Raw genomic sequence first — 25,737 nt, 5'->3', positions numbered from 1 at the left:
AAGGGAAGATAAAATTGGGTAAGTTTAAATTTACGGAAACTCCTATAAAAGATGTTTATGTTATAGAGCCTACTGTATTTGGTGATGATAGAGGCTATTTTATGGAAACATATAATTACAATGACTTTAAGGAAGCAGGATTAGACATGGTTTTCGTTCAAGATAATCAATCTATGTCTACTAAAGGTGTTCTTAGGGGATTACATTTTCAAAAGGATTATCCACAAGGAAAATTAGTTAGAGTTATTAAAGGTGAAGTTTTTGATGTTGCTGTTGACCTTAGAGAAGGTTCTGAAACTTATGGAAAATGGTATGGTGTCATTTTAAGTGATGAGAATAAAAAACAATTCTATATACCAGAAGGATTTGCACACGGATTTTTGGTTTTATCAGATGAAGCTGAGTTCTGTTATAAGTGTACAGATTTCTATCATCCAGGGGATGAGGGTGGACTTATATGGAATGATCCTAGCATCGGAATTGAATGGCCTCTTGAAGGTATAGATGAAATAAAACTATCTGAGAAAGACAAAAAATGGAATCTATTAGGCAAGTAAAAGTACAAATGAAAAAGTTGGATTGTGAGAGGTTTTGCTAATATGGAAAAATTGGTTTCGGTAGCAATTGTTAATTTTAATAATAAGAGTTACCTTGAAAGATGTATCAATTCAATATTGAGTCAAAGTTATAAAAATATTGAGATTATATTTATAGATAATTGTTCATCAGATGGTTCATTTGAACATGTATCCAATTTATTCAATAAGGGAAACATAAAAATAGTTAAACCTGATAATAACTTGGGATATGCTGGTGGAGCGAATTTTGGAATTGAATTATCATCAGGTGAATACGTAATGATAATGAATCCGGATGTTATTCTGGATAAAGATTTTGTGAAAAATTGTTATGAATTTATGCAAGGTGATTCTGAAATAGCTGCTATTAATGGTAAGTTATTGAAATATGATTTTGAAAGAGATCTAAAATTAGATATATTTGATTCTGCTGGTATTTGTGTAGAAAGAAGCAGAAGAGCATATGATAGAGGTCAAAACCAAGAAGATACTGGTCAATATGAAAATACAGAAGTAATTTTTGGAGTTTGTGGAGCATCTCCTTTTTATAAAAGAAGCGCACTAGAAGATATAAAAATAGGCAAAGAATATTTTGATGAAGATTTCTTTGCTTACAAAGAAGATATAGATCTTTCATGGAGATTGAATCTGTATGGATATAAAAATATGTACTACCCTAAAGCTATTGCCTATCATGGTAGAGCTCTAGGTGGTTCTAGAGGCGGTATAAAGAACTTTATAAATAATAGGAAGGCTCAATCAGAGTTTCTAAGAGGGATTTCCTTTAGAAATCATTACTTGATGCTTATAAAGAATGAAACTAAAGAAAGTTTAAAAGGTAACAGGTTCTTAATTTTTAAGAGATTTATTTCTTTTATTATGTATTCAATTATATTTGAAAGATTTAATTTTAAATACCTATTACAGATTTTAAAAATGAAAAACAAAATGGTTAAAAAAAGAGAAGTAATTATTTCAAACATAGAGACTACAAAAGAAAATATTTCTGAACTTTTTGCATAAATTTAACCAATATATTAGGAGTAAATATGGGAAATGATATGAAAAGTCCAATGAAGTTTTTATTAAAAAATACTTCATTGGTATTTGTTATGAAAATAATTGGTATGGGTTTTGCTTTTATTTTTCAAATAATTCTTGGTAGATTATTGGGAAAGAGTTTATATGGAGAATATACTGTTTTTATATCTATTGTAAATATTTTTAGTTTGGTTACACTTTTAGGTACAGATAATTGTTTGATACGAACTATTCCACATTTCAATGATGATGATAAATTCAAGTATGTATTATTAAAAAGGGTACTTACATTTGTAACAATAAACTCTGTGTTTATTACTTTGCTAATGTTTATATTCAGACATAGATTATATGTTATTTTTGATATTGCGGATAAAAAATATCTCGTACTTACATTTTTGATATTAATAGTATTTTCTATGTCAAAGGTAATTGATGGGTTTTTACAAGGTATAAAAAAAACAACTATTTCTATATTATTTAATACAGCTTTAAATAATTTATTTAGAATAATTTTCTTTTTTGTTCTTTATTTTGTTTGTAGTAAAAAAATTCTTGTTGCACTTGCAGGTTATTTATTAACTGAAATAGTTCTGTTAGCATTAAGATTAATATACATATTTAAAGAATATTCAAAAGAAGATTTAGAATTGCAAACTGAATATGAACTAAAAGATTATAGATATTTTATAAGATATTCACTATCTTTATTTATTATTGTAGGGATAGATATATTGATGCGTAACATTGATAAATTAATGATTCAATCCTATGTAGGGTATGGACAAGTGGGTATTTATAAAGCAACTGAAAACTATTTGGCGTTAGTTGCTGTGTTTATCACTCCCTTTGTTGTGTTTTGGCCTATGATTTCTGAGATGTACAAGAAAAAGCAGATAAAGCTTATAGATGAAATGTTCAGCAATATTGTTAAAATCGTTTCATTATTTTCATTACCTGTAATTATATTTATGATTGTTTTTTCAAAGGATTTACTCTTATTTTTTGGAGAAGAATATATCGTTGGTTACTCAGTATTATATATATTATTGATAGGTAATGTATTTGACGCATTGGCAGGTCCGGTAGGAGCTTTATTGAATATGACAGAGTATGCAAAATACAACTTAGTGAATATGATTGGGTTATTAATTTTAAATGTCATTTTAAATTTTGCTCTTATACCAAGATATGGAATAAATGGTGCTGCGATGGCTACTACTATTTCTCTTGTAGTTATAAATAGTGTGAATATAGTTCAAAATAAAATCTTGTTAAATGTATTTCCATATAGCAAAGAAAATATATATTTACTTATATTCAGTGTAGCTGTTTTCTTTGTAGATAAGAATTTGTATAATATAGTAAATATAAATATTTTTCTAAAAATGATATTGTTTATATTAATGAATTATATTATTTTAATATCTCTTTATATTCTTATTATAAGACCTAACATCAAAGAGATGTACGAAAAATTGGTGAAGAAGAATATATAGGTTGTTAAGGGAGAAAGAATTATGAAATACAATGATATAAGAAAGAATTATCAAAATTATAGTTTTATTGATACGGCATTGGTTGATCCGTATGTGGCGGCAATATCGCCAATTTTTACTAAGTTATTTATTAAATTTAATATTATACCTAATCAAGTTACTGTTTTAATGATAATATCAGGCGTTTTAGGGGCTATACTATTCTCATTTCCTAATCTTATACTTAAGATACTAGGTGTGGTATTTATTCATTTATGGTACATATTTGATTGTTCTGATGGTGAAGTAGCTAGAATTACTAAAAAGTTTTCGAAATTTGGAAAAGAAATAGACCATATGGCTCATATTATAAACCATCCTCTATATAATTTATCGTTTGCATATTCTATGATATGTTTAAAAAGGTTTAATCCTACAATAATTTTATTTCTTTTTATGATGGTTTTAGCTATCGATATGATTAACAGGTATCTTGAGAGTTTTTATATAATATATGATTTGCGTATGGAAAGTGGTGGCGGAACTGTTAAAGAAAATAGTATGGGGAAAAGAATCATTTTGTATATTATTAATATATTTGTGTTATACCCTAATTTTGCTTTGATTTTTCCCATAGTCTATTTAATAGATGCTAACTTCAATACTAATATCACTATATATTACTTAATAGCTCAGGTGTCTGTAGCGGGTATAATTGTTTTACGTAATTTTGTTAAAAGGTTAATAAATGTTGTTCATTTATAGGTAAATATAAATGAAAAAGTATAAATGGAGTCCGATAGAATTAAGTTCTATTGGATTTTTGTATTTAATACCATAATAATATTTACATTTAAATAATGGTAATGATATGATACAATACCATATGAAAGTAAAATGATAAAGGAAAGGGGAAAATAGATTGCTTAATAAGAAATTTATAAAAATTTTAATAGGTGTTTTTTTTATATATAGTTTTACCATTTTTTCTATAGTTAAAGCTGATGAGATAGATGGATGGAATTTTAATGTGGATAGCTGGAGTTATTATGAAGAGGGTGTAATTCAAAAAGATATATGGATAGAAGGGTTTGAAAATGAGTGGTACTGTCTAGATGAAAATGGGAAAATGATGATGAATAAATGGACTAAAGATGCATTAAATAGATGGTACTACTTAGGAAGTAATGGAACTATGCAAAAAGGTTGGATAGAATTTGATGGTAAATGGTACTATACAGATTCAAAGGGAGTAATGCAAGCTAATAAATGGATTAAATTAAAAGGAAAATCATATTATTTAAATATTAGCGGTGACATGGCAGTCAGTACAAGGACATCTGATGGATACAGAGTAGGTGCTGACGGAACATGGGATGGAAAAATATCAATAAATGATGATGTTGTAGTGATATTTAAGGATACGAATTTAGAACAATTAGTAAGAAATCAGATAAATAAATCAACAGGAGCATTATATAGAAGTGAAGTTGAAGAAATATCTGAATTAAATGGAGCAGATTCAAACATTAAAGATTTGTCTGGAATTGAGAATTTAAAGGGACTTTTAAAACTTGAATTATACAACAATGAAATTAGTGATATAACTCCACTAGGAGAATTAACAAATTTGACCCATATTTATTTATTCAATAATAACATTAGTGATATTGAACCATTAAAGAAATTATCTAAGTTAAAGAGTATATACTTATTTAATAATGAGATAGATGATATGTCACCATTAAAAGAATTAATTAATTTATCATATATTGATATATCGAACAACCAAATTACTGATATAACTCCATTAGAGAAATTGAATAATTTAACAGATTTTTATTTTTCGGATAATAAAGTTTTTGACATAACTGCTTTGAAAAAATTAAATAATTTAAAAAATGTTGTTTTATTTCACAATTTAGTTAGTAATTATAGTATTGAAGTACTTAAAGGTGATTTACCTAATTGTAATATAAGATAATAGTTGAAAAAACTGTAGCTGAAACTGCTACAGTTTTTTGTTTGCAATCTTTAAAAAGTAATTTTGGGGAAAATTTAATAAAATATTGAGTTAAAATAAAAAATAATGTAAAATTATATATAAATAAGGGGGAAGAATGCATATGATAAAGAAACGAACTTTTAACAGATATAGTGTAATAAAATTGACGTTTATTTTTATGATATCAATAAATCTATTATTTACAGTAAATATAAAAGCGGTTAATAACTTACCAAAAAAATATGATTCTAGAGATTATGGATATACTTCATCTGTTAAGGATCAAGGTATGATTGGAGCTTGTTGGTCATTTGCTTCTAATGCATCCTTGGAAGCTTTTTTATTAAAGAATAATGAAAGAGAAATTAATCTATCAGAAAATAATATGATAAATAATCATGACTTCTCATTAGGTGCTAATGGTGGTGGAAATATATCAATGGCAACTGCTTATTATACTAGTTGGGCAGGTCCCGTACTTGAAAAGGATGATCCGTATCCAGATAGATCAATACCTAAAAATATTGTATCAAGGGAAGTTAAGGATGTGGTTAAGCATATTCAGGAAGTATTATTTATACCTAAAAGGAATGATTTCTTAGATAATGATGGTATCAAGAAAGCTGTAATGGAGTATGGATCGGTAACTTCAATTATGCATGAAGATTCAAAGTACTATAATTCTCATACTAATTCTTATTACAGTAATAATAGTGAATATCCCAATCATCAAATATCTATAGTAGGGTGGGATGATACATATCCAGCAGAAAATTTTAATACTCAGCCAGAAGGTGATGGAGCTTTTATTATTAAAAATAGTTATGGGACAAGTTGGGGTAATAATGGGTTTAATTATATATCTTATTATGACAACGTTATTGGAAATGAGAATGCAGTTTTTATAGCAGAAGAGAATAATAATTATGACAATATCTATCAATATGATCCATTTGGTATGACATCTCGGATAGGATATGGAATTGAAACTGCATGGTTTGCTAATGTTTTTACCGCAAAAGGTGAACTTGGCGAAAAATTAAAAGCCATTAGTTTTTATACTACGAAAAAGAATGCAAGTTATGAAGTTTATTTTTCTAATACTTCAAAGCCTGTTCAATATGGTGATACAAATAAGAAAATTTCCAGTGGAACTATTGAAATGCCAGGGTATCATACTATAGAATTAGGAGAAGAACAATTATTAACGCCAAAAGAACAGTTTACAATTGTTGTAAAAACAACTATACCTGGAGAAGAAAGACCTATACCAATGGAAACTATAATAGAAGGTTATACGGATAAAGCAAAGAGTAATTCTGGTGAGAGTTATATAAGCTATAATGGATTAGAGTGGGAAGATTTAGAGAATACCAATCCAAATTCAAATGTTAATTTAAAAGCATTTACTGTAGATGTTGACTTATTTGCTATAACTGATATTAAAAAGGTTAATGGATGGAGTCAAAGTGGACAACTATGGCGATACTATAAAGAAGGTATAGCACAAAAGGAATTGTGGATTCAGGACACATTAAAACAATGGTATTATGTAGGCACAGATGGATATATGTTAACAAGTTCATGGGTAAATGATATAACAAATCAATGGTACTATTTAGATGCAAATGGAGTAATGGTGTCAAATCAGTGGATAGAATCAAATGGGAAATGGTATTATTTAAATCACAATGGGGATATGGCAGTGAATACTGTTACAGTTGATGGATATAGAGTAGGAATAGATGGAGCATGGGAAGAGAATTAAGTAATTAATGATAATTTGAAAGGAATAACTCATCCTTAAAACGCATAAAAATAGTAATAAAAAACGTTTTAGGGGGAATAAAATGAATAAAAAAATTCGTGTTATTTTTACAACTGTTTTAATTTTAGTTTTTGTTTGTATTCCAGTATTTGGACAAGAAAAAGATGCATCTGTAAAAGAAGCGCGTAATATTGAAGCAGTTTCTAGTTATATGTATGAGGAATATGAGTTTTACAATGATCATGGTAATTGGTATTGTGTAGATAGATATGGTGATATTCAAACAGGGTGGGTATATTGTTATGATAACTGGTATTTTTTCGATTATAATTATGGAATAATGCAAACAGGATGGATAAATGATTACGGTGATTGGTACTATTTTTACAATAATGGTACTTTAGCTACTAATACAACTATCGATGCATGTTATGTGGATCAATATGGAGTATATCAAGAAGTGGCTGTACAAACAGGATGGATATTTGAAAATGGCCAATGGCTTTACATGGATGAGGTTGGGATGCCTTATTATGGATGGCTATATGACTATGGTGACTATTACTACTTTGATGATGGAATAATGCATATAGGATGGTTAAATGATTATGGCGATTGGTATTATTTCTATAATGATGGTACTTTAGCGACAAATACTACTATTGATGGTTGTTATGTAGATGAATATGGTGCATATCAAGAATATGATGTTGAGACAGGATGGGTATATGATTATAACTATTGTGTATGGAATTATTTTTATAGTGACGGGTCAATGGCAATTGATACAGTGATAGATGGTTGTTATATTGACATTTATGGGAACTACTATGAGGAATAATAAGAAAAAGATAACATTTTATTTGGTGCTATAACTATATTCTTATAATAAAAGCATGAATTATTATCCCTATAATTCATGCTTTATATATGTCTTTATTTTTAATTATTATTCATCTTCTGTGACAGAAATCTTCTTGAGGAGTATATCATTTTTTTCTATTTCAATGGTTTCTTTTTCTAACATGCTATCTTTTGAAATATCCTTAAAGAAACTGTAGATTATTAGACTCATAATAATTGCTAATGGGAAAGCAGCAACTATGGAAAAAGTCTGTAACATATTCAAAGTACTTTCATTAAAAATAAGAGCAATTGGTAATACTATAAAAATCAATGCCCAGAAGACTCTTAGAAATTTTGGAGGCTCTTCATCTTTTTGAATGTTTTTTACGGAGTACTCAGATATAACAAGAGTGATAGCATCAAATGTACTTGCATAAAAACCAATCATAGCTAATGCTAATAGAAACATAGCAACTTTACTAAAAGGTAGTTGATTAAATATTTGAAGAATTACTTCTGAGGGAACAATGCCATCTATAAGCTGAGTCGCAGCATCAATTTTTCCTGTAACTTGTTGATAAAGGCCGAAGTTACCAAAAACTATAAATGAAGTATATGTTCCAAGTAAACCACATGATAAACCACCAAGTATTACTTGTTTTATTGTACGTCCTTCAGAGATTTTAGCAATGAAAAATGGTGTAGCAACAAACCAAGCAATCCAATAAGCCCAATAAAATATAGTCCAATCTTGTGGAAAACCTGAGCCACCAGTTCCAGATACTCTGAGTGGATCCATCCACGTAGCCATTGCAAAAAACTCTTGTATCACTTTTCCTATTCCAGTTACACCACTTTCAACAATATAGGTTGTAGGTCCTAAGAATAAGAACATTGAAACGAGAATTATAAATACTATGACACAAAAATTAGCTAAATGGGAAATTCCTTTAAGTCCTACAGTAACAGCAATAGTATAAACTAAAGCTATGAATACTAGTATTCCTATTGTCAATGCTGTGCTTTGAGGTATTCCTAAAGTAGTTGATACAACTAATGAAAGCAATGGAGTTGCAAGTGCAAAAGTTGTAGCTGTTCCTGCAAGTAAGCCGACGATTGAAAATATATCTATAGCTTTTCCTAAAAATCCATCAGCTTTTGAGCCAATAGTAGAACGACAAGCTTCTGAAAGTGTTTGTCTATTTCGTTTTTTTACAAAAAACATATATCCATAAGCAACAGCTGGTAGTATAAAAAAGCTCCAAGGAATTGGCCCCCAATGAAATAGGGGGTACGATGATGCAAAATCTTGTTTCTGAGCTAAGGTCATATTCTCTAACCCAAACGGAGTAGAACCAAAATAATATGCCCATTCTATTAAAGCCCAATAAAGTATATCTGCTGCCATAGTTGAGGTGAATATCATAGAACCCCAAGCAAAGTTACTAAAACGTGGTTTTTCAAGGTTCCCTAGTTTGAAGTGACCAAAACGTGAAAATGCCAGCCAAATAGATAACATAAAAATTCCAAGTCCAAAAATCATATAAAAAGCTCCAAATTTTCCTACAAAAATGCTTCTTAAAAAGTTTATTGAGTTTCCACTAGATTCAGGGAAAATCAATAACATTAAGAAAAGAAGCGATATTATTCCCAGTGGTATTAGTGTAAGCGTCCAGTCAATCCCCTGTAACTTTTTGTTTTTGTTTTGAGGTATCATTTTATTATTCTCCTTTTAATATTTCTTCGAGTTTTTTTAAATCTTCTAATGAATCAATTTCAAACCAATCATTGGATTTTATTTTTTGCATTTCAACATACACTTTTGAAAGATTATCTTTAACAATATTATCCCAATATAAGTTTTGCCAATTATCACTTTCTAAAGCTTCTTCTAATTTAGTTTTTATAAATTTACCGTCCTCATTATTCCAGTAAGACACACCGGACATAATATAGCCATCGCCACTTGAAGTTACAATATCATTTACTCTTTCTTTCACATCAAAATGTAAAGACCATTCATTTTGAAAGTCTTTCTTTTTACCAGAAAAATAAGTTGAAACTTTTAATTCTTTCTTTAAGAAATTTCTACTTAAATAGGTATCAGCATCGATAACATAACAATCTTCTAAATACTCGCGAACAAGGTACATTGAGTAAATATTATTATAGACATTATATTTATCATTGTAGACTAATTTTACATTGTATTTTTCTTTTAAATAGTCAAATTTTTCTGCTAAATATCCAGTTAATACAATTATTTCTTCAATACCGATTTCATTTAAAAATTCAACCTGACGTTCTAATAATGGTTTTCCGTTAACTTTAATTAATGATTTTGGGGTTTCATTTGTTATAGGTCTTAGCCTAGTCCCCATACCTGCAGCTAATAATATTGCTCTCATAAAATCACTCTTTCCAATATTTATTTATATATATTTTTTGAATAATATTTTTAAATTTTCTTTAACTCTTACATATCGATCATATCCATATGTACCAAAGTCATCTCCCTTTGCTTCTTTAATATTTGTCCACAATGCCCACAAGAAGTCTTGAAGTATTTTATTGATAAGTAGTCTTATATTAGTACTTGTATCATATTCCCCATCAAAATATATTTTTAGGAATAGTTCTTCTTCATCTTGAGAAAAATCACATTCAAGTGAATGCGCTGCTAAATCCCACATAGGATCATTCATACCGCTATATTCCCAGTCTATTAAAAATATTTTATCATCACCATTTTTAATAAAGTTTTCAGGAACTGTATCATTGTGACAAGGTACTTCAGGTACATTTAAATCAAAAATATAATCTTTTAGCTTAAATACTTTTTCTTTTATAATTTCATAATCTTCAAAGTTTTTACCGTTATACTTCTTTAGTAAACTTTCATAGATATTTATCAAATGAAAAACATCAAATTTATTTTCAAAAACTATTTCTGATGTATGGAGTTGTTTCAGTATGTTAGCTACTAACTTCATATTGTCTTCTTTTTTTGCTGTACTACCGTTTAATGTTTCTGCATTTTCAACAAATCTAGATATTTTTATTCCACTTGTTTCATTAAAATACATTACTTCAGTATCAAAACCGTAAGTATGAGCATATGCAGAGTTTTTAAATTCATTTTTTCTAGAAATCATTTCATCTGTTCCATACCCTGGGAGTCTTAAAACAAAGCTTTCATCGTTTATGGAAATTTTAAAATTCTTGTTCGTCATACCACCAATAGGTTGTATATTTTTAATTTTAGCTTTATCTAAGTTTAATGATTCGCTAACTATAGTTTTGATGTTATCAACTCTTATTTTTAATTCTTTCCTTTTCATTTTTGGGAAAATATGATTTTTAACATTTATGTATTGTTCTAAATTATCTATTTCAGCCCATACTAAATCGTCGATTTTTGTAAAACCGATATTGTAATTTCTACCAATATCCATTAATAGATACTCATAGTTCAAATATGGATTCCTATTGTTTTGGAATTCCTCAAGCATTAAGTTATATACAGCAAAAGAAATTTTAGAAATTCCAATCATTTCCCCATCAATTTTATTGAATTGATGAATATCTTTACTCATTTTATATAGAAAGCCATTTCTGATTTCTACAAAAGCTTCGTCACCAGAACCACTTTCGTTAGTAATTAAAATACAATCTCTATTTTCATTTTGGAGTAAGTGCTTTAAGGTCCTTTCTTCGAAAAGTATATCATTTTCAATTAATAAAAAATCATCGTCTATATGGAGTGATGCTAATGAAAGAGAGTGCATTGTTCCTGTCCATTTAAATCTATCGTTATAAACAAGTTTGATTCTCTTATCTTTGACGAATTTATCAAAATATTTATTTTGATAACCAGTGATAATAACAACATTATCAATATTATGTAAGAATAGTTGGTCTATAGTTCTTTCTATTAAAGAAATATCTTCAAATTCTAGAAAGCCTATAGGCTTATCAAAGTCAGATACTTTACCTGCAGCAAGAATTACAGCTTGAGAAACTGTTTTAAAAGACTTTTGGTGAAGTTCTAATTTTCTATTTTTTGAAATCTTTAATTTTTCTTCAATCAGTTTAAAACCTAATTTAGTTAATGTATATAAAGTTTTATTATTAGTTTTATCATAAGATAAATACTCTTTTTCGATTAAATTTTTTAATTTTGAATTTACTGTTCCTAGTGATAGCCCTGTTGAACTTGATATATCTCTTTGACTTAAATTATTATTAGCATTTAATAACTCAAGTATTTTTATTTCTTTATCGTCCATTTTTAATCCTCCCTCTTAATGTTCAAAATTTGAACACTGAAACATTTTATCATATATTTATAAAAAGATAAAGTAAAATCACCCATAATTTTAATAATCTAAAACTTAATTTTTTGTAAACGACCTTTATTTTTGTAAAATATAAGGGTATAATAAACAAGATGTAAATGATAAAATATCACAATATTATACAAGGGAGTAAATAAAATGGCAAGAAAAAAAAAGGAGAATAGCGCGAAAAAAGTACTACTTTCTATTTTAATTATATTAGTTCTCTTAGGTGCAGGTGCAGCAGGGGTAATAGTAGCTAAATTAAATAGTGTTGTAAGTGGCATGGACAAGGTTGAAATATCTGAAAAGAAAGAAGATCTTGAAATACATGAAGATGTAGAAGAAAAAGTGAAAGAATATAATGTTACAAATTTTGCTTTTTTTGGAATAGATACTAGGAGCGTAAGTGGTGTAAAAGGTCGTTCTGATGCCATAATGATTGTTTCAATTGATAAAGATCATGATAAAATTAAATTATCATCAATAATGAGAGATACATATGTAGATATAAAGGGGCATGGGAAAGATAAAATAAATCATGCATATGCATATGGAGGGCCACAACTTGCAGTTTCAACGATAAATAAAAACTTTAATTTAGATATAAAGAATTTTGCTTCAGTTAATTTTTATAATTTACAAAAGATAATTGATGCATTAGGTGGAGTTACATTAGATATATCAAGCGCGGAATTAAAATATATTAACAATTATATCAAGTGTTTGGCACAAGATTCTAAGAGTAAAGCAAAATATATTAAGAAAACAGGTACTCAAACTTTAAATGGACAACAAGCAGTTGCATATACTAGAATTAGGTATACCAATGGTGGAGATTTCAAAAGAACAGAAAGACAAAGAGAAGTGTTGTCAGGGTTATTAAATAAAATTTCAACTATGAGCAAGGCTAAGTTTATATCAGTAGTTCCTGAACTTGCTAAGTATGTTACAACTAATATGGATGTAACTGATATGATTTCTGTAGGAGTAGATGCTTTACAATCAGATATATCTAATATAGATACAGAAAGATTCCCTATTGATAGTAATGCTGTAAGCAAAAAAATTAATGGAATATACTATCTACAAACTGATATAGAAAAAACAACTGAACAAATTTTTAAATATATTTATGAGGATGTAAAACCACCAAAGGAAGAAACTAAATAAAGATTATATAAAACTGATGGCATAGCTATCAGTTTTTTTTATTTTATGCTTTATTTTAAGTAGTTTTTGATTTCGTGAACAATAATTATAAATTTCGAAGAAAAACGCTTGGAAATTTATAGTGATAAGTTACAAGTGATAAGTGACAAGTTGTGGATACCTTAACTTGTCACTATTTTAGTTCGCATTTTATTTCAATTGTGAATTTTTAAATTAATATCAACACTATTTTAAAAGAGAGTTTTTCATAAAAAAACATTTACAATATATGCCATATATAGAAAAGTATGATATAATATTTTATGTAAGAAAATTACATTTATCAATAAGGTAAAGGGGCGAATATTGTTGTTACATAAAAAATTTATATCTATTTTATTAGGAGTTATAATTATTACAAGTAGTTTAATGGTTTCTAGAGTAAACGCTGATATGGTAAATGGATGGAATCAAAGTGGACAAACATGGGAATATTATAAGGATGGAATATTACAAAGAAATATTTGGGCACAAGACACAGCAAATAGATGGTATTATTTAGATGAAAATGGAGTTATGAAAACAAATGATTGGGCACAAGATTCATCAAAACGGTGGTACTACTTAGATGAGTATGGTGCAATGAAAACAAATCAATGGGTTCAAGATACTTCAAATAGATGGTACTATCTAGGGTCAACAGGAACTATTAAAACTAATTCTTGGATTCAAGATAAGGAAAATCAATGGTATCATTTAGATGAAAATGGAGTTAAGGAGATAAACACATGGATTCAAGATTCATCAGAACGGTGGTACTACTTAGATGATAATGGAGTTATGATAACAAATGGATGGGCTCAGGATTCATTAAATAGATGGTATTATTTAAATTCTAATGGAAGAATATCTACAGGATGGATTAACTATGGAGAAAAATGGTATTATTTAAGTAGTAATGGAATTTGGTTATCGGATGAATCATTGGAATCAATAGTAAATGGAAATGGATTGTCAAGCAGTACTAGCTATACAATTACAATAGATTCAAAAAGACAAATGGTTAATATTTTTAGTGGATATGCTGAACATTGGAAATTGATTCGTTCAATGCGATGTGCCACAGGAAAGGCATCAACTCCTACGGTAAAAGGTTTCTATAAAATTCAATGTAAAGGTTCTATGTTTAGAGTATCTAAAAATACTATATGTAAATATTATTCTGGATTTCATGGTGATTATTTATTCCATACAGTATTACTAGACAATAAAGGGAACATTCAAGTTCCCACGTTGGGGGTAGCTGTGTCCCATGGTTGTGTTAGACTTGCAATTGAAGATGCAAAATTCATTTATGATAACATTCCCATTGGTACAAAGGTTTGGTCTTATTAATCAAATTTAAAAATTAACTGATAACATATGTTATCAGTTTTTGTTTTTGTTTTTGTTTTTGTAAAATAAAAATCTACCTTGATTAATTTATGAAAATATATTATAATCTTAATATACCATATAGGGGTATATCGAATAGTACGATTTTATTATGATTTAATCATAGGAGGTAATCAGAATGAAAAAAGCATATATTAATCCGAATAAATGTGATAAATCACCATTTTGTGCAGCTAAAAGAGTTTGTCCAGTTAAAGCTATTAGTAGAAAAGGTGGTATGTTTTCAAGTGAAGTGTATTCTGTAGAAAAGGATAAATGCATTGGATGTAAAAAATGTATTGACTTTTGTCCACATAAAGCTATTAGTATGAAATAAAAACAAAATGCGAAGCAAGCTTCGCATTTTATAGTTTATTTTCCTCATATATTTTATAATATTTTTCAAAAACAGGATTTGTATTTAAACTTGTTAAATATTCAATAAATGGGTCGCGTAATTCTTCTTTTTTAAGAGCAAATTCAATCGAAGCTTTTAAAAAATCTAATTTATTTCCTACATCATATCTTCTACCTTTGAAGTTATATGCATACATAGCTTCGTGAGTAATTAATTCTTTTAAGGCATCTGTGAGTTGAATTTCCCCACCTTTGCCTGGTTTAGTATGTTGTAGTATATCAAATATGGCGGGGGTTATTATATATCTACCCAAGATTGCAATGTTTGATGGTGATTCTTCAGTACTTGGTTTTTCTACTAAATCTTTTACTTTATAAACTCCATCCTCAATATTTATTCCATCCACTATACCGTATTTTGATACATTTTCTTCAGGTACGGGTTGAATACCTAATATCGTTGTTTTATATTCATCAAAGCAATCTATAAGTTGTCTTAAGCAAGGCGGGTCATTATCTACTACATCATCACCAAGCATTACAGCAAAAGGTTCATTTCCAACAAACGTCTTAGCACATAAAATTGCATGCCCTAAACCTTTAGGCTCCTTTTGTCTTATGTAATGTATATCAACCATATTAGAAATTTTTCTAACCATTTCTAACATTTCAGTTTTGTCTTTTTCTTGTAGCTGTAGTTCAAGTTCGACGGATTTATCAAAATGATCTTCTATGGCTCTTTTATTTCTTCCAGTTATTATGAGAATTTCTTCAATACCTGAAGATACAGCTTCTTCAATGATATACTGAATTGTTGGTTTGTCTACTATAGGTAGCATTTCTTTTGGTTGTGCTTTTGTAGCAGGTAGGAATCTTGTTCCTAAACCTGCAGCAGGTATAATAGCTTTTTTGACACTCATTTGTAAGACCACCTTTTTTAGTAATTTTTAAAACTCTAACTTTTTATTGTTAATCTATCTAGACCAAATGAACACTAGTAATATTTAAATTGTAAATAACATCTTTTCTTTCCACAACAATTTTGATATTTTTAGCTAGTTCAACATGGTTAGATATTTTAGTTAGTAATTCTCTTGTAGGATTAATTGCTGTTGGGTTATTTACCATACTTAACATTCCAAAGTCCCCAGCAGTGTCACCATAAGCATAACTTTTTGTTAAATCTATATTATATTTTTGCACAAAAAAGTTAATAGCATTTTTTTTGCTTTCGCTATCCCACATTGGTAATACATTACCAGTGTAAATTTTGTTATCGTCCATGAGATATTTGGTACCAATAAAATCATCAAATCCAAATTTAATTGACATTTCTTTTACTAATTCATTAGGACTTCCTGAAATTGTTATTACTTTATGACCTTGAGATTTATGCCAATTTATTTTATCTCTTGTATAGGTATAAACTCTATCACCTTTTTGGTCTATGACTTTTTTAGCTATAAAATCAACCTGAGTTTTATGAAGTCCTTTTATAGCTTCTACATAGATTTCAGCCATTTTTAATAAATAATTATCATAGTTACCTATTCTTTTATCCCATTTTATATAATGATCTCTAACTTCGTTATACCACCTTTCACTATCAATGATTTCAGATTTTATCAGCTTTTTAAAAATTTCTGTAATTAATCCTTCTCTATATAAAGTACCATCGATGTCGAAAAATGCAGCTGCAATTTTACTCATAAAAAACCTCCTTATTATTCTATGTAATATTATAATAAATCATTAAATGTTTTTTGTGAAATAAAATGAAGATTTTGTTAAAGCATTTGTTAAAGTATTTGAATAGAATCATTTTTTGTCATATATTCATATTTAAGTTTCTATATTATATGTTATAATATTATTGAGATTTAGTTAAACACAACGAAGCACTAGAATTGGGGGATTTATATGAAGAGAATAAGACCTATGTATTTTGTATTTGCTGCACTTATTGTTCAATTTGTGACTGTGTATTTAATATATGAATCAGTTGGTGGCGGAAATTCCAGTAGAATGATGGCAGGTAGTCTAGCATCAATGATACTAATAGGTATTGCTTTGATAATATCAATTATAAAAATTATATATAATAAATCAAAAGGAATTAAAAATAAAATTGGACAAAATATAATTTTCTGGTTTTTTTCAATAATTTACATGGGTATTTTATTAGTAGGATTCAAATTTATTCAATTATATCCACATATTTAGACTAATCAAACTCAGTTAACACTACTGAGTTTTTTTTATGATTATAAATTTATAAATTCATCCTTCAGTGGTTCCAAAAAGGATATATGATTTAGATCTTGGTAAATAATAAATTTATTACAATTAATTACACTGTTTTATTTAATAACTTTTACATATGCTATAACTAAATGGATTAACATTAGAGAAGGAGCTATTATGGAAAACAAATATGTTATAAAAGTTATTATTTTGGTTTTGTTAATTAATTTATTTGATATATTACCTTTTGTAAAAAGTGTATATGCTATTCCATTAATTGAGAGTACATTTGAAGAAGAGAGAGAGTTAAAATCTAATCACAAAACTATATATATTACTTTTGATGATGGACCTTCTATTAATAATACTGAAAAAATATTGAAAATACTAAATAAATATAATATAAAGGCAACCTTTTTTGTGATTGGTAATAAAGCTGAAGAATATGAGGATGTAGTAAAAAAATTATATGATAGCGGAATGTGTATTGCCTCACATACCTATACTCATGAATACGATAAAATATTTACAAATGTTGAAAATTATAAAGTTGACTTGGAAAAGTGTAATGAAAGTATAAAAAAAATAGTTGGAGAAAGCCCTGTTTCATATATCAGAATTCCAGGAGGAACACATAATAATGCATCAAACAAAAATAATATGAATGGTATTATTGAGTATCTCAAAGAAAATAATATAAATTACGTGGGGTGGAATGTATGTTCAAATGATGCATTAGGAAGGAATATTCCTAGCTATAAATTATTTAACAATGTAAAAACACAAACAGAAAAAATTGAGCTCAAAAGTGATATAATTGTACTGTTAATGCATGACTCTTATTACAAAAAAACAACAGTTGAAGTACTTCCTAAGATTATTGAATACTACACAAATAAAGGATATGAGTTTAAAACATTTAATAATATTTCAAGAGAAGATTATGATAAAATGATTAACGAAAAATTGATAAATAAAGAGATAATTAAAAAAATAAATAAATAAGTTTTTGCAGTAAAGTGATTTATAAATTCATCCTTAAGTGTCTAGAAAAAACATATATAGCTTTAAAATCGATGTAATAAAAAATTCTTAGTGAAATTTAGTGATTTTTAGATATATATGTATTTTTCTTTTCTATTGTACTTTTTCCCTAGAAATAATGAAATTTTTTGCCTTCAACTCAAAATTATCATCTAAAGGAGGTAAGATAAAACTTCCATATTTATTTTTTAGTGCTAAGGATAATAGCCTATCAGCCAATTCAGGATTTTTGGATAAAAGGGATCCGTGGAAGTAAGTACAAAATGTATTTTTATAGATACATCCTTCTAAACCATCTTCTCCGTTATTCCCATAACCAGCTAATACTTTACCTAAAGGTTTTAGTGAACCAATATATGTTCTACCAGAATGATTTTCAAAGCCTACATAAGTTTCTTTATATTCATTATTAAATATAATAGTATTTCCAATGAATCTTTTTTTACCTGCTTTGGTGTAAATATCTAAAGCGTCTAAGCCTTCAATTTGATTTCCTACACCAGTTTCGTAATATTTACCAAGTAGTTGATACCCTCCGCAAATAGATAAGAAAACTCTATTATTTTCAATATAATCAATAATAGCCTTTTTCTTTTTATTGTTTAAATCCTTAGAAACAATTGATTGTTCGTAATCTTGACCCCCACCAAAAAAAACGATATCATACTTATTTAACTCAAACTTATTGTTAATAGAAACATTTAGAATATTTACTTTAATCCCCCTTTTTTGAGCTCTATATTTTAATATAAGTATATTTCCTATATCCCCATATACATTAAGTAAGTCTGGGTACATATGACAAATATTTAACTCCATAAAAAACACCCCTTTTTTTAGTGCACAGTGCACTGCTTCTTTCATTGGTCTTTTACCATAGCTTTTTTATATATCCTTTGCTGTTCAAAAATTTTCTGAAGCTTATCATTGCAGTATATGTTGCTAACATATAAATATTATTGTTTTTATTTGTTTGGATTGATTTTAATAATTTATCATAGTTATCACAGATATTAAATGAGTCTTCATTTAATCCTGCAACTTTTAATCTAATGCCCATATCGTATAATCTAATCCCCGATACAAGAACGTCATCAATTCTTTTATGATTTAAATCTTCGAAACATACATCCCAAATCCATGACACATCAGTGCCGTCTGCATAATTATCATTTAAAAGTAAAGCAAGACTTTTATTTGTGGAATCTAGATTTACTGATTTTAATGCTTCATCGAAACCGGCTGGGTTTTTAACCAATATAATTTTTAAGTTTTTCCCATTAATATCCACTATTTCTTGTCTTCCAAATGTACTTGATAAATTTTCAAGAGTATAGGTTATAGTTTCAATTGGAAAATTTAAATATTTTGTAATACTATAAGCACAAAGAGAATTATAAACATTATAAGTACCACTTTGGTTTATAGTAAAAGGATAATTATCAATTTCTATTGAAGAACCATGTGATGTAAAACCGTTAATTTTGCTAACAGAATAATTTAATGTCGGTCTTTTATATCCACATTTTGAACAATAAAAGTTACCTAAATGATTGTAAGTTACATACTTGTATTTATAAGGATGATTGCAAATTTTGCAAAACTTTGCATCTGAATTCAAAGTGATTTCTTTGTTGTTGTCAATGGGGCACTTAAAGCCGAAATAGATTTTTTTATTTATTACATCTAAATTACCAAGTAAAGATTCATCACCATTTAAAATCAAAGTTGATTCAGGACTTTTTCGTATACCCTCTAGTAATTTTTCGAGTGTAGTATATACTTCACCATATCTATCCATTTGGTCTCGAAAAAGATTTGTAATTGCTATTATACTGGGGGATATATATTCAGTTACAAACTTTAAATTTGCTTCATCTACTTCAATAACAGCATACCTGTTTTTTTTATTGTTAAATATTGAGTAATTTTGAATAAAACAAGAAACTATACCTGATAACATATTTGCACCTGTGCTATTGGTTATAACATCTGTATCGTAGTTTTTTATAATGTTGTACACCATACTAGTAGTAGTAGTTTTACCATTAGTTCCAGTGATAACTAACACATTATAATTTTGTGCTAATTTCTTTAAAATATTATTATGAAGTTTTAATGCAATTTTGCCAGGAAAGTTTGTTCCTCCATTAAATAGTAATTTCGCGAGTATCATTGCAATTTTAGATATAAAAACAGTAAGGTGAAATTTCAATGTAAGTACCTCCAAATCTAAAGTTATTATTAATTATTTCCAATTCAATAAAGAAATATTACAACATTCCAAATAATGCATATGAAAATTGTATCATGTTATCCACAAAATGGGAATAATTAACAATTTGAGTCTATTTTGTTTATTACCTTATTTTTCATCAAAATTTCGTATTAGAGTTATATGTAGCTACTTTATATGTTTATAAAATAGCTAGAAATTTGATTGTTAAATAGATAAATTGACGTAAAAAAAATTTTAGAAATAAATAAGAAATTGGTTAAAGATACTTAAGTGATAGTTGAAATAGAATCTTTATAGCTTTTTATTATAAAATTTGTTAAGATAAGAGTATAATGTGTGAAAAGGAGAGAAATAATGAAGATATTAAATAAAGAAGTGAATAAAAAGATTGCAATTATTGCATCTTTGAGTATTGTTGTAGTAATTCTTTTGGGATTTTACGTAAAAAGAGTAATTACTAAAAAGGCAGAAGAAAACAACAAATTATTGATTCAGCAAAGTGAAGTTAAACTTTCTGAAGGAAAAACCTTTTTTCACAATGGGGATTTTGAGAAAGCTATAGAAAAATATAATGAAATTGATACAACTAAGTTATATGATGAAAATAGAATAGAAGCTTTAAAAAATATATATTTGTCAGAAGCATATAATTTCAATGGTGATATAGATGGTGCAAAAGAGTACATAAAAAAGACCAAAGATACAAAAAATACCGATGATAAGGTTTTGTATTCTATTGTGACAAATGAGTATCTTATAGGAGAAATTGATTCTGCATTAAGTGATGGAGAAAAATATTTTGAAATTAACAAAGAAAACAAAGATCTTATAAAAACTCTATTAGCAGTTTACTTGACAAAAGGAGAGAATGAAAAAGCTCAATTAATGATCTCAACATATCCAGTGGATACACTTTCTGCGTACGATTTGTCTGAATACGCAATGATGTATATGATAGTTGGCAATAGGGAAAAGGGATTTGAATTATTAAAAAAAGCGTGGGACTTGAATCATGATGAATTTAAAATATACGATGTTTTAGCTCATACATCAGTGTACAATAAAAAAGCAAATATTGAGTATATAAATAATTTACTGAATGAAAGCCCTGATGAAGTTGCATATAAAATGTGGTTGGCTAAAATTTACTCAGATGATGCAAAAACAGCAAGAGGTTCTATCAATTTACTTAAGCAATTAGAAGAAAAAGATATTATAAGTTTAGAAACTAAGCTAATAAAAGCTATGGCTTTAAATAATTTAGGAGAGTCAGCTAAAGCTACTGAGACAATAAACGAAGCTCTTGCTTCAAGCAATGATGATTATAGAGTATATCATACTGCAGCATGGCTGAGTATTAATCAAGGTGATATAGAAAATGCTAAAAGTTATGCTCAAAAGTCAATTGAAAAAAATCAAAGCTATACTGATAATTATTCTTTTTTGATGCCGGAAATTTTAATTAGATCAGGCGAAGGGGAGAAAATCAATTCATATATTTGGGTAGGAAGGTTTGCAGAACCTTATAATTATTATATAATTGATAATTTAGCTAATATATATTTGCAAAGAGCAGATGGATTGGACAAGGCTCAAGAATTATATTTAGAAGCTAAAACTTTGAATTCTAATGAACCTGAAATTCAATATAATTTAGCTATTATAGACGTGAATAAAGGTGAAATTGATAAAGGAATTGAAATTTTAAGGAAATGTATAGAGTTGAATCCTAATGAAGGCAAATATCATAGGACTTTAGGATCTTTATTATTAACACAGGGTAATGGAGAAGAAGGTATTTCTGAACTTCGAGATGCATATAAGTTAGATGAAAATGATATACTTACATTGAATAATGCGGGCAGTTATTACATTTCTTTTACAGATGATATTCATAGAGGCTATTATAACTTGCAGAAGGCATTTGCTGGGCTAGATGAGTTTACAGATGATTATTATAAAAAGATTGTTACTGAAAATTTTGAGAAAGCAAAATTAATTATAGAATCTATTGAAAATGGTAGACCAAATGATAAAGTTACGGTTCCAGAGTTTGTATTATTGTTTTAAATAAAAGAGCTTGAAGTAAATTCTTCAAGCTCTTTTATTTTATACAACTTATTTACAATTTAAATAAGCGAATTTTTATAGTATAGTGTTAAAATGATAGTATAAAGAAAGTCTATCTACATTAGGGATAAATCTAAAGTTAAAGAAAGAGATCGTTTAAGAATAATTTCTACTAAATTTATTAAAAAAATCGTTAAACATTCGATATTTTTGAATAAAAAGTAGAACTAATTCATAAGCCGACTCATAGGAGGATATTAATGGAAAAGGGGTTTTCAATTCTTTTTATAATATTAGGTATTTTAAGCTTTTCTTATTATGGTGTAGTTTGGTGGATGAGTTTTTCTAAATTTTGGATTATTATGGGTGTAGCATTTTTTTGCGTGTCAATATATATTTTTATGAGAAGTAAAGGCTTGGTAAATATACATATTAATAAAACTTTTAAAATTTCATTATCAATGAGTATTTTATTTCTGTTTTCTACATTTTTAATTTTTGAAACTATTATAATTAGCAAAAGTGTTTATAATAAAATGGAGAAAGCGGATTATTTAATTGTATTAGGAGCTGGGTTAAGAGGAAGTACTATGTCGAAGATGCTTAGCGATAGGATGGAAAAAGCATTAGAATATTTAAGTCTTTATCCAGATACAAAAGTTATAGTATCTGGAGGAAAAGGTCCTGATGAAGATATATCTGAGGCAAAAGCTATGAAAGCTTATCTTATTGAAAAAGGAATAAAAGAAGAGAAGATAATAATGGAAGATAAGTCAACAAGTACAATGGAGAATTTAATTTATTCCAAAGATATTTTAGATAAAATTGAGAATATAAAAATAGATGAAGTTGCATTGATAACAAATGGATTTCATGTTTATAGAGCAGAGTTTCTTGCTAAAAGAGTTGGACTAGATGTAAAAGGAATTGCAGCAAAATCATATATTTATGCAGCACCTAATTTTTATGTAAGAGAATATTTTGCTTTTATCAAATCCGTAATTTTTGATAAAGTTTAAGTTTTAGGAGGAAAAGTAATGTATAAGATTTTAATAATAGAAGATGAAGAGCCAATATTAGATTTGATTAAATTAAATTTGGAAATGGCTGGATACGATACAGATTATGCTTTAGACGGTAAAGTAGGGCTTGAAAAAATAATAAGAGGAGATTATAATCTTGTTGTTTTGGATATTATGCTTCCTAAAATAAATGGATACGAACTACTGCCTCATATAAAGAAAAATAATAAACCGGTGATAATGCTTACTGCAAAGGACGGATTAAAAGACAAAATTAAGGGGTTAAATTCAGGAGCAGATGATTATTTAACGAAACCATTTGAAAATCCTGAACTTGTTGCAAGAATAAAAGCACTTATTAGAAGAACGACGAATGGTAAAAAGATAATTAATTTTGATGGGATACAAGTTTATCTTGAGGAGAGAAAGGTAATTAAAGATGGTGTTGAGATTGAGCTAACACCTAAAGAATTTGAATTATTAAGTATATTGGTCTTAAATAAAGGAACTGTGTTAACTAGAGAAAAACTATTAAGGAAAGTATGGAATTATGATTATCTAGGTTGTACTAGAACTATTGATATGCATGTACAGAGAATCAGAAAAAAATTAGATACAGAGAAAATAAAAACTATTTATAAAATTGGATACAGGTTTGAAGAATAACTTGGAGGAATATCATGAGGTTTAGATGGAAAATATCACTCTTATGTATCGGGATATATATTACTACTTTATTTATTACCGGTATCACAATTACCGAGAATTCTTACAATAATCTATTAAATAGAGAAGTTAATAGAAGTATTTTAGAAGCTCAAAATATTAAGGATAATATAGGGTTGTATCTAAACGTTTTAGATAAGCAGAATGCTACGACATTATCCACTAGAGAATATAGCCAAAGGATAATTGAAGTATTTTATAATGATAAAAGCTATTTTCAGATTTTTGGAGATGAGCTTCAAATACTTGCATCAAATACAAAAGAGTTGATATTGTTTAATAGAATTGATATAAAAAGGGCTTTAGGTACTAAAAAAGATAATTATATACTTAAAACCATTGAGGATAAACATTATTTGTTTATTAATTCTTATATAGAAATTAATAACAATAGAGTGGTGGTTTCATATATTAAAGACATAAATTATGTAGATCTGGAAAAGGATAAACAATATTCTTTTTTTATTTTAGTTGGCCTAATAGGGTTTGTAATAATAGCAATGGTTACAGGAGTTCTTACTAATTATGTAATCAAACCAATAACTAATTTGTCTCAAACAGTTAGACAGATTTCAGCAGGTAATTATGAAAAAAGAGTGGAAATAACATCTTCAGATGAAATATGTGAATTAGCTATTGAATTTAATAAAATGGCAGACAAAATACAATCGCAAATAAAAGAATTAGAATTGGAATCTGAAAATAAACAGATATTTATTGATGATTTAACTCATGAAATCAGAACTCCGTTGACATCGATTATAGGATATGCTGATATTTTAAGAGATATGAATTATGATAAAGGGAAATTTGATAAAGGGTTAGGGTATATTTATTCTGAAGGAAATAGAATGCTAAAGCTTTCAAAGACTTTGATGAATCTTATTTTGGTTAGAGAAGAAGATGTAGTGTTCGAAGAAATTGATTCTTCTGATTTATTAAAAGATGTAAAATCGGTTTTAGATATAAAGGCCAAAAATAAAGGAATTAATGTTTTTATAGAAGATAAAGAAGTATTTATTAACGGTGACAGGGCATTACTGAAGCAATTATTCATAAATATATTAGAAAATGCAATAAAAGCATCGAACCTAGATGGTAAGATAATTATTGGGAATGAAGATATTAATGGAGATAAGATTATTTATATAAAAGATTTTGGAGTTGGAATGGATAAAGAAGAATTAGAAAAAATAACAGAACCATTCTATAGAGTTAATAAATCACGATCTAGAAAAGAAGGTGGAGTTGGATTAGGGTTAACAATATGTAAAGAAATCGTGATGAGACACAGTGCCGAAATGAAAATTGAAAGCGAATCCAATAAGGGAACGGAAATTAGAGTTTATTTCAATAATAATAAGAAAACTCAAAAATAAAATATCATTTTAGGTGG

The 25,737-nt window shown here is 27.7% G+C and carries 23 protein-coding genes; 16 read left to right on the top strand and 7 right to left on the bottom strand.

What is annotated here, in order from left to right:
• The first annotated feature begins 14 nt into the window (after nt 1-14).
• The 7 genes from rfbC (at nt 15) to ACQ3F0_RS11045 (ending at nt 7,711) form a co-directional block, all read left to right on the top strand.
• The gene (gene rfbC / locus ACQ3F0_RS11075) at nt 15-557 is read left to right on the top strand and encodes a dTDP-4-dehydrorhamnose 3,5-epimerase (protein WP_428865308.1); all 543 of its coding nucleotides are present in this window, start codon (nt 15-17) and stop codon (nt 555-557) included.
• Between the two features lie 42 nt (nt 558-599).
• A complete protein-coding gene (locus tag ACQ3F0_RS11070) occupies nt 600-1,601 on the top strand; it encodes a glycosyltransferase family 2 protein (RefSeq protein WP_428865307.1) in 1,002 nt (333 codons plus the stop codon).
• A gap of 26 nt (nt 1,602-1,627) precedes the next feature.
• Nucleotides 1,628-3,118 carry a flippase gene (locus ACQ3F0_RS11065; RefSeq protein WP_428865306.1) on the top strand — a complete coding sequence of 497 codons (1,491 nt, stop codon included), beginning with the start codon at nt 1,628-1,630 and terminating at the stop codon, nt 3,116-3,118.
• Between the two features lie 21 nt (nt 3,119-3,139).
• Complete coding sequence (locus ACQ3F0_RS11060) at nt 3,140-3,862, top strand: CDP-alcohol phosphatidyltransferase family protein (protein WP_428865305.1); 723 nt, start codon at nt 3,140-3,142, stop codon at nt 3,860-3,862.
• Nucleotides 3,863-4,019: 157 nt separating this feature from the next.
• Nucleotides 4,020-5,081, top strand: coding sequence for a leucine-rich repeat domain-containing protein (locus ACQ3F0_RS11055; protein WP_428865304.1), 1,062 nt, complete (start codon nt 4,020-4,022; stop codon nt 5,079-5,081).
• A 142-nt stretch (nt 5,082-5,223) separates the two neighbouring features.
• Nucleotides 5,224-6,870 (top strand): C1 family peptidase, encoded by a 1,647-nt coding sequence (locus ACQ3F0_RS11050; RefSeq protein WP_428865303.1) that lies wholly within the window; start codon nt 5,224-5,226, stop codon nt 6,868-6,870.
• An 82-nt stretch (nt 6,871-6,952) separates the two neighbouring features.
• A complete protein-coding gene (locus ACQ3F0_RS11045; protein ID WP_428865302.1) occupies nt 6,953-7,711 on the top strand; it encodes a PspC-like choline-binding domain-containing protein in 759 nt (252 codons plus the stop codon).
• Between the two features lie 108 nt (nt 7,712-7,819).
• On the opposite strand, the gene ACQ3F0_RS11040 is transcribed toward ACQ3F0_RS11045, so the two are convergent.
• The 3 genes from ACQ3F0_RS11040 to ACQ3F0_RS11030 are packed head-to-tail and all read right to left on the bottom strand — an operon-like array spanning nt 7,820 to nt 12,005.
• Nucleotides 7,820-9,433 (bottom strand): BCCT family transporter, encoded by a 1,614-nt coding sequence (locus ACQ3F0_RS11040; protein ID WP_428865301.1) that lies wholly within the window; start codon nt 9,431-9,433, stop codon nt 7,820-7,822.
• Nucleotides 9,434-9,437: 4 nt separating this feature from the next.
• Nucleotides 9,438-10,124 carry a sugar phosphate nucleotidyltransferase gene (locus ACQ3F0_RS11035; RefSeq protein ID WP_428865300.1) on the bottom strand — a complete coding sequence of 229 codons (687 nt, stop codon included), beginning with the start codon at nt 10,122-10,124 and terminating at the stop codon, nt 9,438-9,440.
• Between the two features lie 24 nt (nt 10,125-10,148).
• Nucleotides 10,149-12,005 (bottom strand): winged helix-turn-helix transcriptional regulator, encoded by a 1,857-nt coding sequence (locus ACQ3F0_RS11030; protein WP_428865299.1) that lies wholly within the window; start codon nt 12,003-12,005, stop codon nt 10,149-10,151.
• A 207-nt stretch (nt 12,006-12,212) separates the two neighbouring features.
• Here ACQ3F0_RS11030 and ACQ3F0_RS11025 point away from each other — a divergent pair, with 207 nt between their 5' ends.
• The 3 genes from ACQ3F0_RS11025 (at nt 12,213) to ACQ3F0_RS11015 (ending at nt 14,976) form a co-directional block, all read left to right on the top strand.
• A complete protein-coding gene (locus ACQ3F0_RS11025) occupies nt 12,213-13,226 on the top strand; it encodes an LCP family protein (RefSeq protein ID WP_428865298.1) in 1,014 nt (337 codons plus the stop codon).
• Between the two features lie 348 nt (nt 13,227-13,574).
• A complete protein-coding gene (locus ACQ3F0_RS11020) occupies nt 13,575-14,600 on the top strand; it encodes a L,D-transpeptidase (RefSeq protein ID WP_428865297.1) in 1,026 nt (341 codons plus the stop codon).
• A gap of 178 nt (nt 14,601-14,778) precedes the next feature.
• Nucleotides 14,779-14,976, top strand: coding sequence for an ATP-binding protein (locus tag ACQ3F0_RS11015; RefSeq protein WP_428865296.1), 198 nt, complete (start codon nt 14,779-14,781; stop codon nt 14,974-14,976).
• A 28-nt stretch (nt 14,977-15,004) separates the two neighbouring features.
• Here the strand turns inward: ACQ3F0_RS11015 and galU are convergent, their stop codons facing one another.
• Entirely contained in the window at nt 15,005-15,916 is a 912-nt protein-coding gene (gene galU, locus ACQ3F0_RS11010; protein ID WP_428865295.1) for a UTP--glucose-1-phosphate uridylyltransferase GalU, read from the bottom strand.
• A 58-nt stretch (nt 15,917-15,974) separates the two neighbouring features.
• A complete protein-coding gene (locus ACQ3F0_RS11005; RefSeq protein ID WP_428865294.1) occupies nt 15,975-16,706 on the bottom strand; it encodes an HAD-IB family hydrolase in 732 nt (243 codons plus the stop codon).
• Between the two features lie 210 nt (nt 16,707-16,916).
• Here ACQ3F0_RS11005 and ACQ3F0_RS11000 point away from each other — a divergent pair, with 210 nt between their 5' ends.
• Nucleotides 16,917-17,219, top strand: coding sequence for a hypothetical protein (locus ACQ3F0_RS11000; RefSeq protein WP_428865293.1), 303 nt, complete (start codon nt 16,917-16,919; stop codon nt 17,217-17,219).
• Nucleotides 17,220-17,417: 198 nt separating this feature from the next.
• Nucleotides 17,418-18,245 (top strand): polysaccharide deacetylase family protein, encoded by an 828-nt coding sequence (locus ACQ3F0_RS10995; protein ID WP_428865292.1) that lies wholly within the window; start codon nt 17,418-17,420, stop codon nt 18,243-18,245.
• Between the two features lie 132 nt (nt 18,246-18,377).
• Here ACQ3F0_RS10995 and ACQ3F0_RS10990 read toward each other — a convergent pair whose 3' ends face one another.
• Both ACQ3F0_RS10990 and ACQ3F0_RS10985 read right to left on the bottom strand, forming a co-directional pair.
• Nucleotides 18,378-19,103 (bottom strand): type 1 glutamine amidotransferase, encoded by a 726-nt coding sequence (locus ACQ3F0_RS10990; protein ID WP_428865291.1) that lies wholly within the window; start codon nt 19,101-19,103, stop codon nt 18,378-18,380.
• A 52-nt stretch (nt 19,104-19,155) separates the two neighbouring features.
• Complete coding sequence (locus ACQ3F0_RS10985; protein WP_428865290.1) at nt 19,156-20,514, bottom strand: DUF1727 domain-containing protein; 1,359 nt, start codon at nt 20,512-20,514, stop codon at nt 19,156-19,158.
• 363 nt (nt 20,515-20,877) lie between these two features.
• On the opposite strand from ACQ3F0_RS10985, the gene ACQ3F0_RS10980 reads away from it, so the two are divergent.
• From ACQ3F0_RS10980 to ACQ3F0_RS10965, 4 genes are all read left to right on the top strand, one after another.
• The gene (locus ACQ3F0_RS10980; RefSeq protein ID WP_428865289.1) at nt 20,878-22,593 is read left to right on the top strand and encodes a tetratricopeptide repeat protein; all 1,716 of its coding nucleotides are present in this window, start codon (nt 20,878-20,880) and stop codon (nt 22,591-22,593) included.
• Between the two features lie 260 nt (nt 22,594-22,853).
• Nucleotides 22,854-23,612 (top strand): YdcF family protein, encoded by a 759-nt coding sequence (locus ACQ3F0_RS10975; RefSeq protein ID WP_428865288.1) that lies wholly within the window; start codon nt 22,854-22,856, stop codon nt 23,610-23,612.
• 18 nt (nt 23,613-23,630) lie between these two features.
• Nucleotides 23,631-24,281 carry a response regulator transcription factor gene (locus tag ACQ3F0_RS10970; protein ID WP_428865287.1) on the top strand — a complete coding sequence of 217 codons (651 nt, stop codon included), beginning with the start codon at nt 23,631-23,633 and terminating at the stop codon, nt 24,279-24,281.
• A gap of 14 nt (nt 24,282-24,295) precedes the next feature.
• The gene (locus ACQ3F0_RS10965; RefSeq protein WP_428865286.1) at nt 24,296-25,720 is read left to right on the top strand and encodes a sensor histidine kinase; all 1,425 of its coding nucleotides are present in this window, start codon (nt 24,296-24,298) and stop codon (nt 25,718-25,720) included.
• The last annotated feature ends 17 nt before the right edge of the window (nt 25,721-25,737 follow it).

The sequence above is a fragment of the Clostridium sediminicola genome (genome assembly GCF_050402865.1).
Lineage (GTDB): Bacteria > Bacillota > Clostridia > Clostridiales > Clostridiaceae > Clostridium_AF > Clostridium_AF sediminicola.
Note: the sequence above shows the minus strand (reverse complement) of the source record. Positions and strands in the feature narration are given on the sequence as shown.

What these genes read in the sequence shown, in the direction of transcription:
- ACQ3F0_RS11015 (WP_428865296.1), top strand. Translation starts at nt 14,779, where the DNA reads ATGAAAAAAGCATATATTAATCCGAATAAATGTGATAAATCACCATTT.
- ACQ3F0_RS11035 (WP_428865300.1), bottom strand. Translation starts at nt 10,124, where the DNA reads ATGAGAGCAATATTATTAGCTGCAGGTATGGGGACTAGGCTAAGACCT.
- ACQ3F0_RS11000 (WP_428865293.1), top strand. Translation starts at nt 16,917, where the DNA reads ATGAAGAGAATAAGACCTATGTATTTTGTATTTGCTGCACTTATTGTT.
- ACQ3F0_RS11065 (WP_428865306.1), top strand. Translation starts at nt 1,628, where the DNA reads ATGGGAAATGATATGAAAAGTCCAATGAAGTTTTTATTAAAAAATACT.
- ACQ3F0_RS10965 (WP_428865286.1), top strand. Translation starts at nt 24,296, where the DNA reads ATGAGGTTTAGATGGAAAATATCACTCTTATGTATCGGGATATATATT.
- ACQ3F0_RS10990 (WP_428865291.1), bottom strand. Translation starts at nt 19,103, where the DNA reads ATGGAGTTAAATATTTGTCATATGTACCCAGACTTACTTAATGTATAT.
- ACQ3F0_RS10995 (WP_428865292.1), top strand. Translation starts at nt 17,418, where the DNA reads ATGGAAAACAAATATGTTATAAAAGTTATTATTTTGGTTTTGTTAATT.
- ACQ3F0_RS10975 (WP_428865288.1), top strand. Translation starts at nt 22,854, where the DNA reads ATGGAAAAGGGGTTTTCAATTCTTTTTATAATATTAGGTATTTTAAGC.
- ACQ3F0_RS11005 (WP_428865294.1), bottom strand. Translation starts at nt 16,706, where the DNA reads ATGAGTAAAATTGCAGCTGCATTTTTCGACATCGATGGTACTTTATAT.
- ACQ3F0_RS11070 (WP_428865307.1), top strand. Translation starts at nt 600, where the DNA reads ATGGAAAAATTGGTTTCGGTAGCAATTGTTAATTTTAATAATAAGAGT.
- ACQ3F0_RS11030 (WP_428865299.1), bottom strand. Translation starts at nt 12,005, where the DNA reads ATGGACGATAAAGAAATAAAAATACTTGAGTTATTAAATGCTAATAAT.
- ACQ3F0_RS11050 (WP_428865303.1), top strand. Translation starts at nt 5,224, where the DNA reads ATGATAAAGAAACGAACTTTTAACAGATATAGTGTAATAAAATTGACG.
- galU (WP_428865295.1), bottom strand. Translation starts at nt 15,916, where the DNA reads ATGAGTGTCAAAAAAGCTATTATACCTGCTGCAGGTTTAGGAACAAGA.
- ACQ3F0_RS11040 (WP_428865301.1), bottom strand. Translation starts at nt 9,433, where the DNA reads ATGATACCTCAAAACAAAAACAAAAAGTTACAGGGGATTGACTGGACG.
- ACQ3F0_RS11025 (WP_428865298.1), top strand. Translation starts at nt 12,213, where the DNA reads ATGGCAAGAAAAAAAAAGGAGAATAGCGCGAAAAAAGTACTACTTTCT.
- ACQ3F0_RS10970 (WP_428865287.1), top strand. Translation starts at nt 23,631, where the DNA reads ATGTATAAGATTTTAATAATAGAAGATGAAGAGCCAATATTAGATTTG.
- ACQ3F0_RS11060 (WP_428865305.1), top strand. Translation starts at nt 3,140, where the DNA reads ATGAAATACAATGATATAAGAAAGAATTATCAAAATTATAGTTTTATT.
- ACQ3F0_RS11045 (WP_428865302.1), top strand. Translation starts at nt 6,953, where the DNA reads ATGAATAAAAAAATTCGTGTTATTTTTACAACTGTTTTAATTTTAGTT.
- ACQ3F0_RS10980 (WP_428865289.1), top strand. Translation starts at nt 20,878, where the DNA reads ATGAAGATATTAAATAAAGAAGTGAATAAAAAGATTGCAATTATTGCA.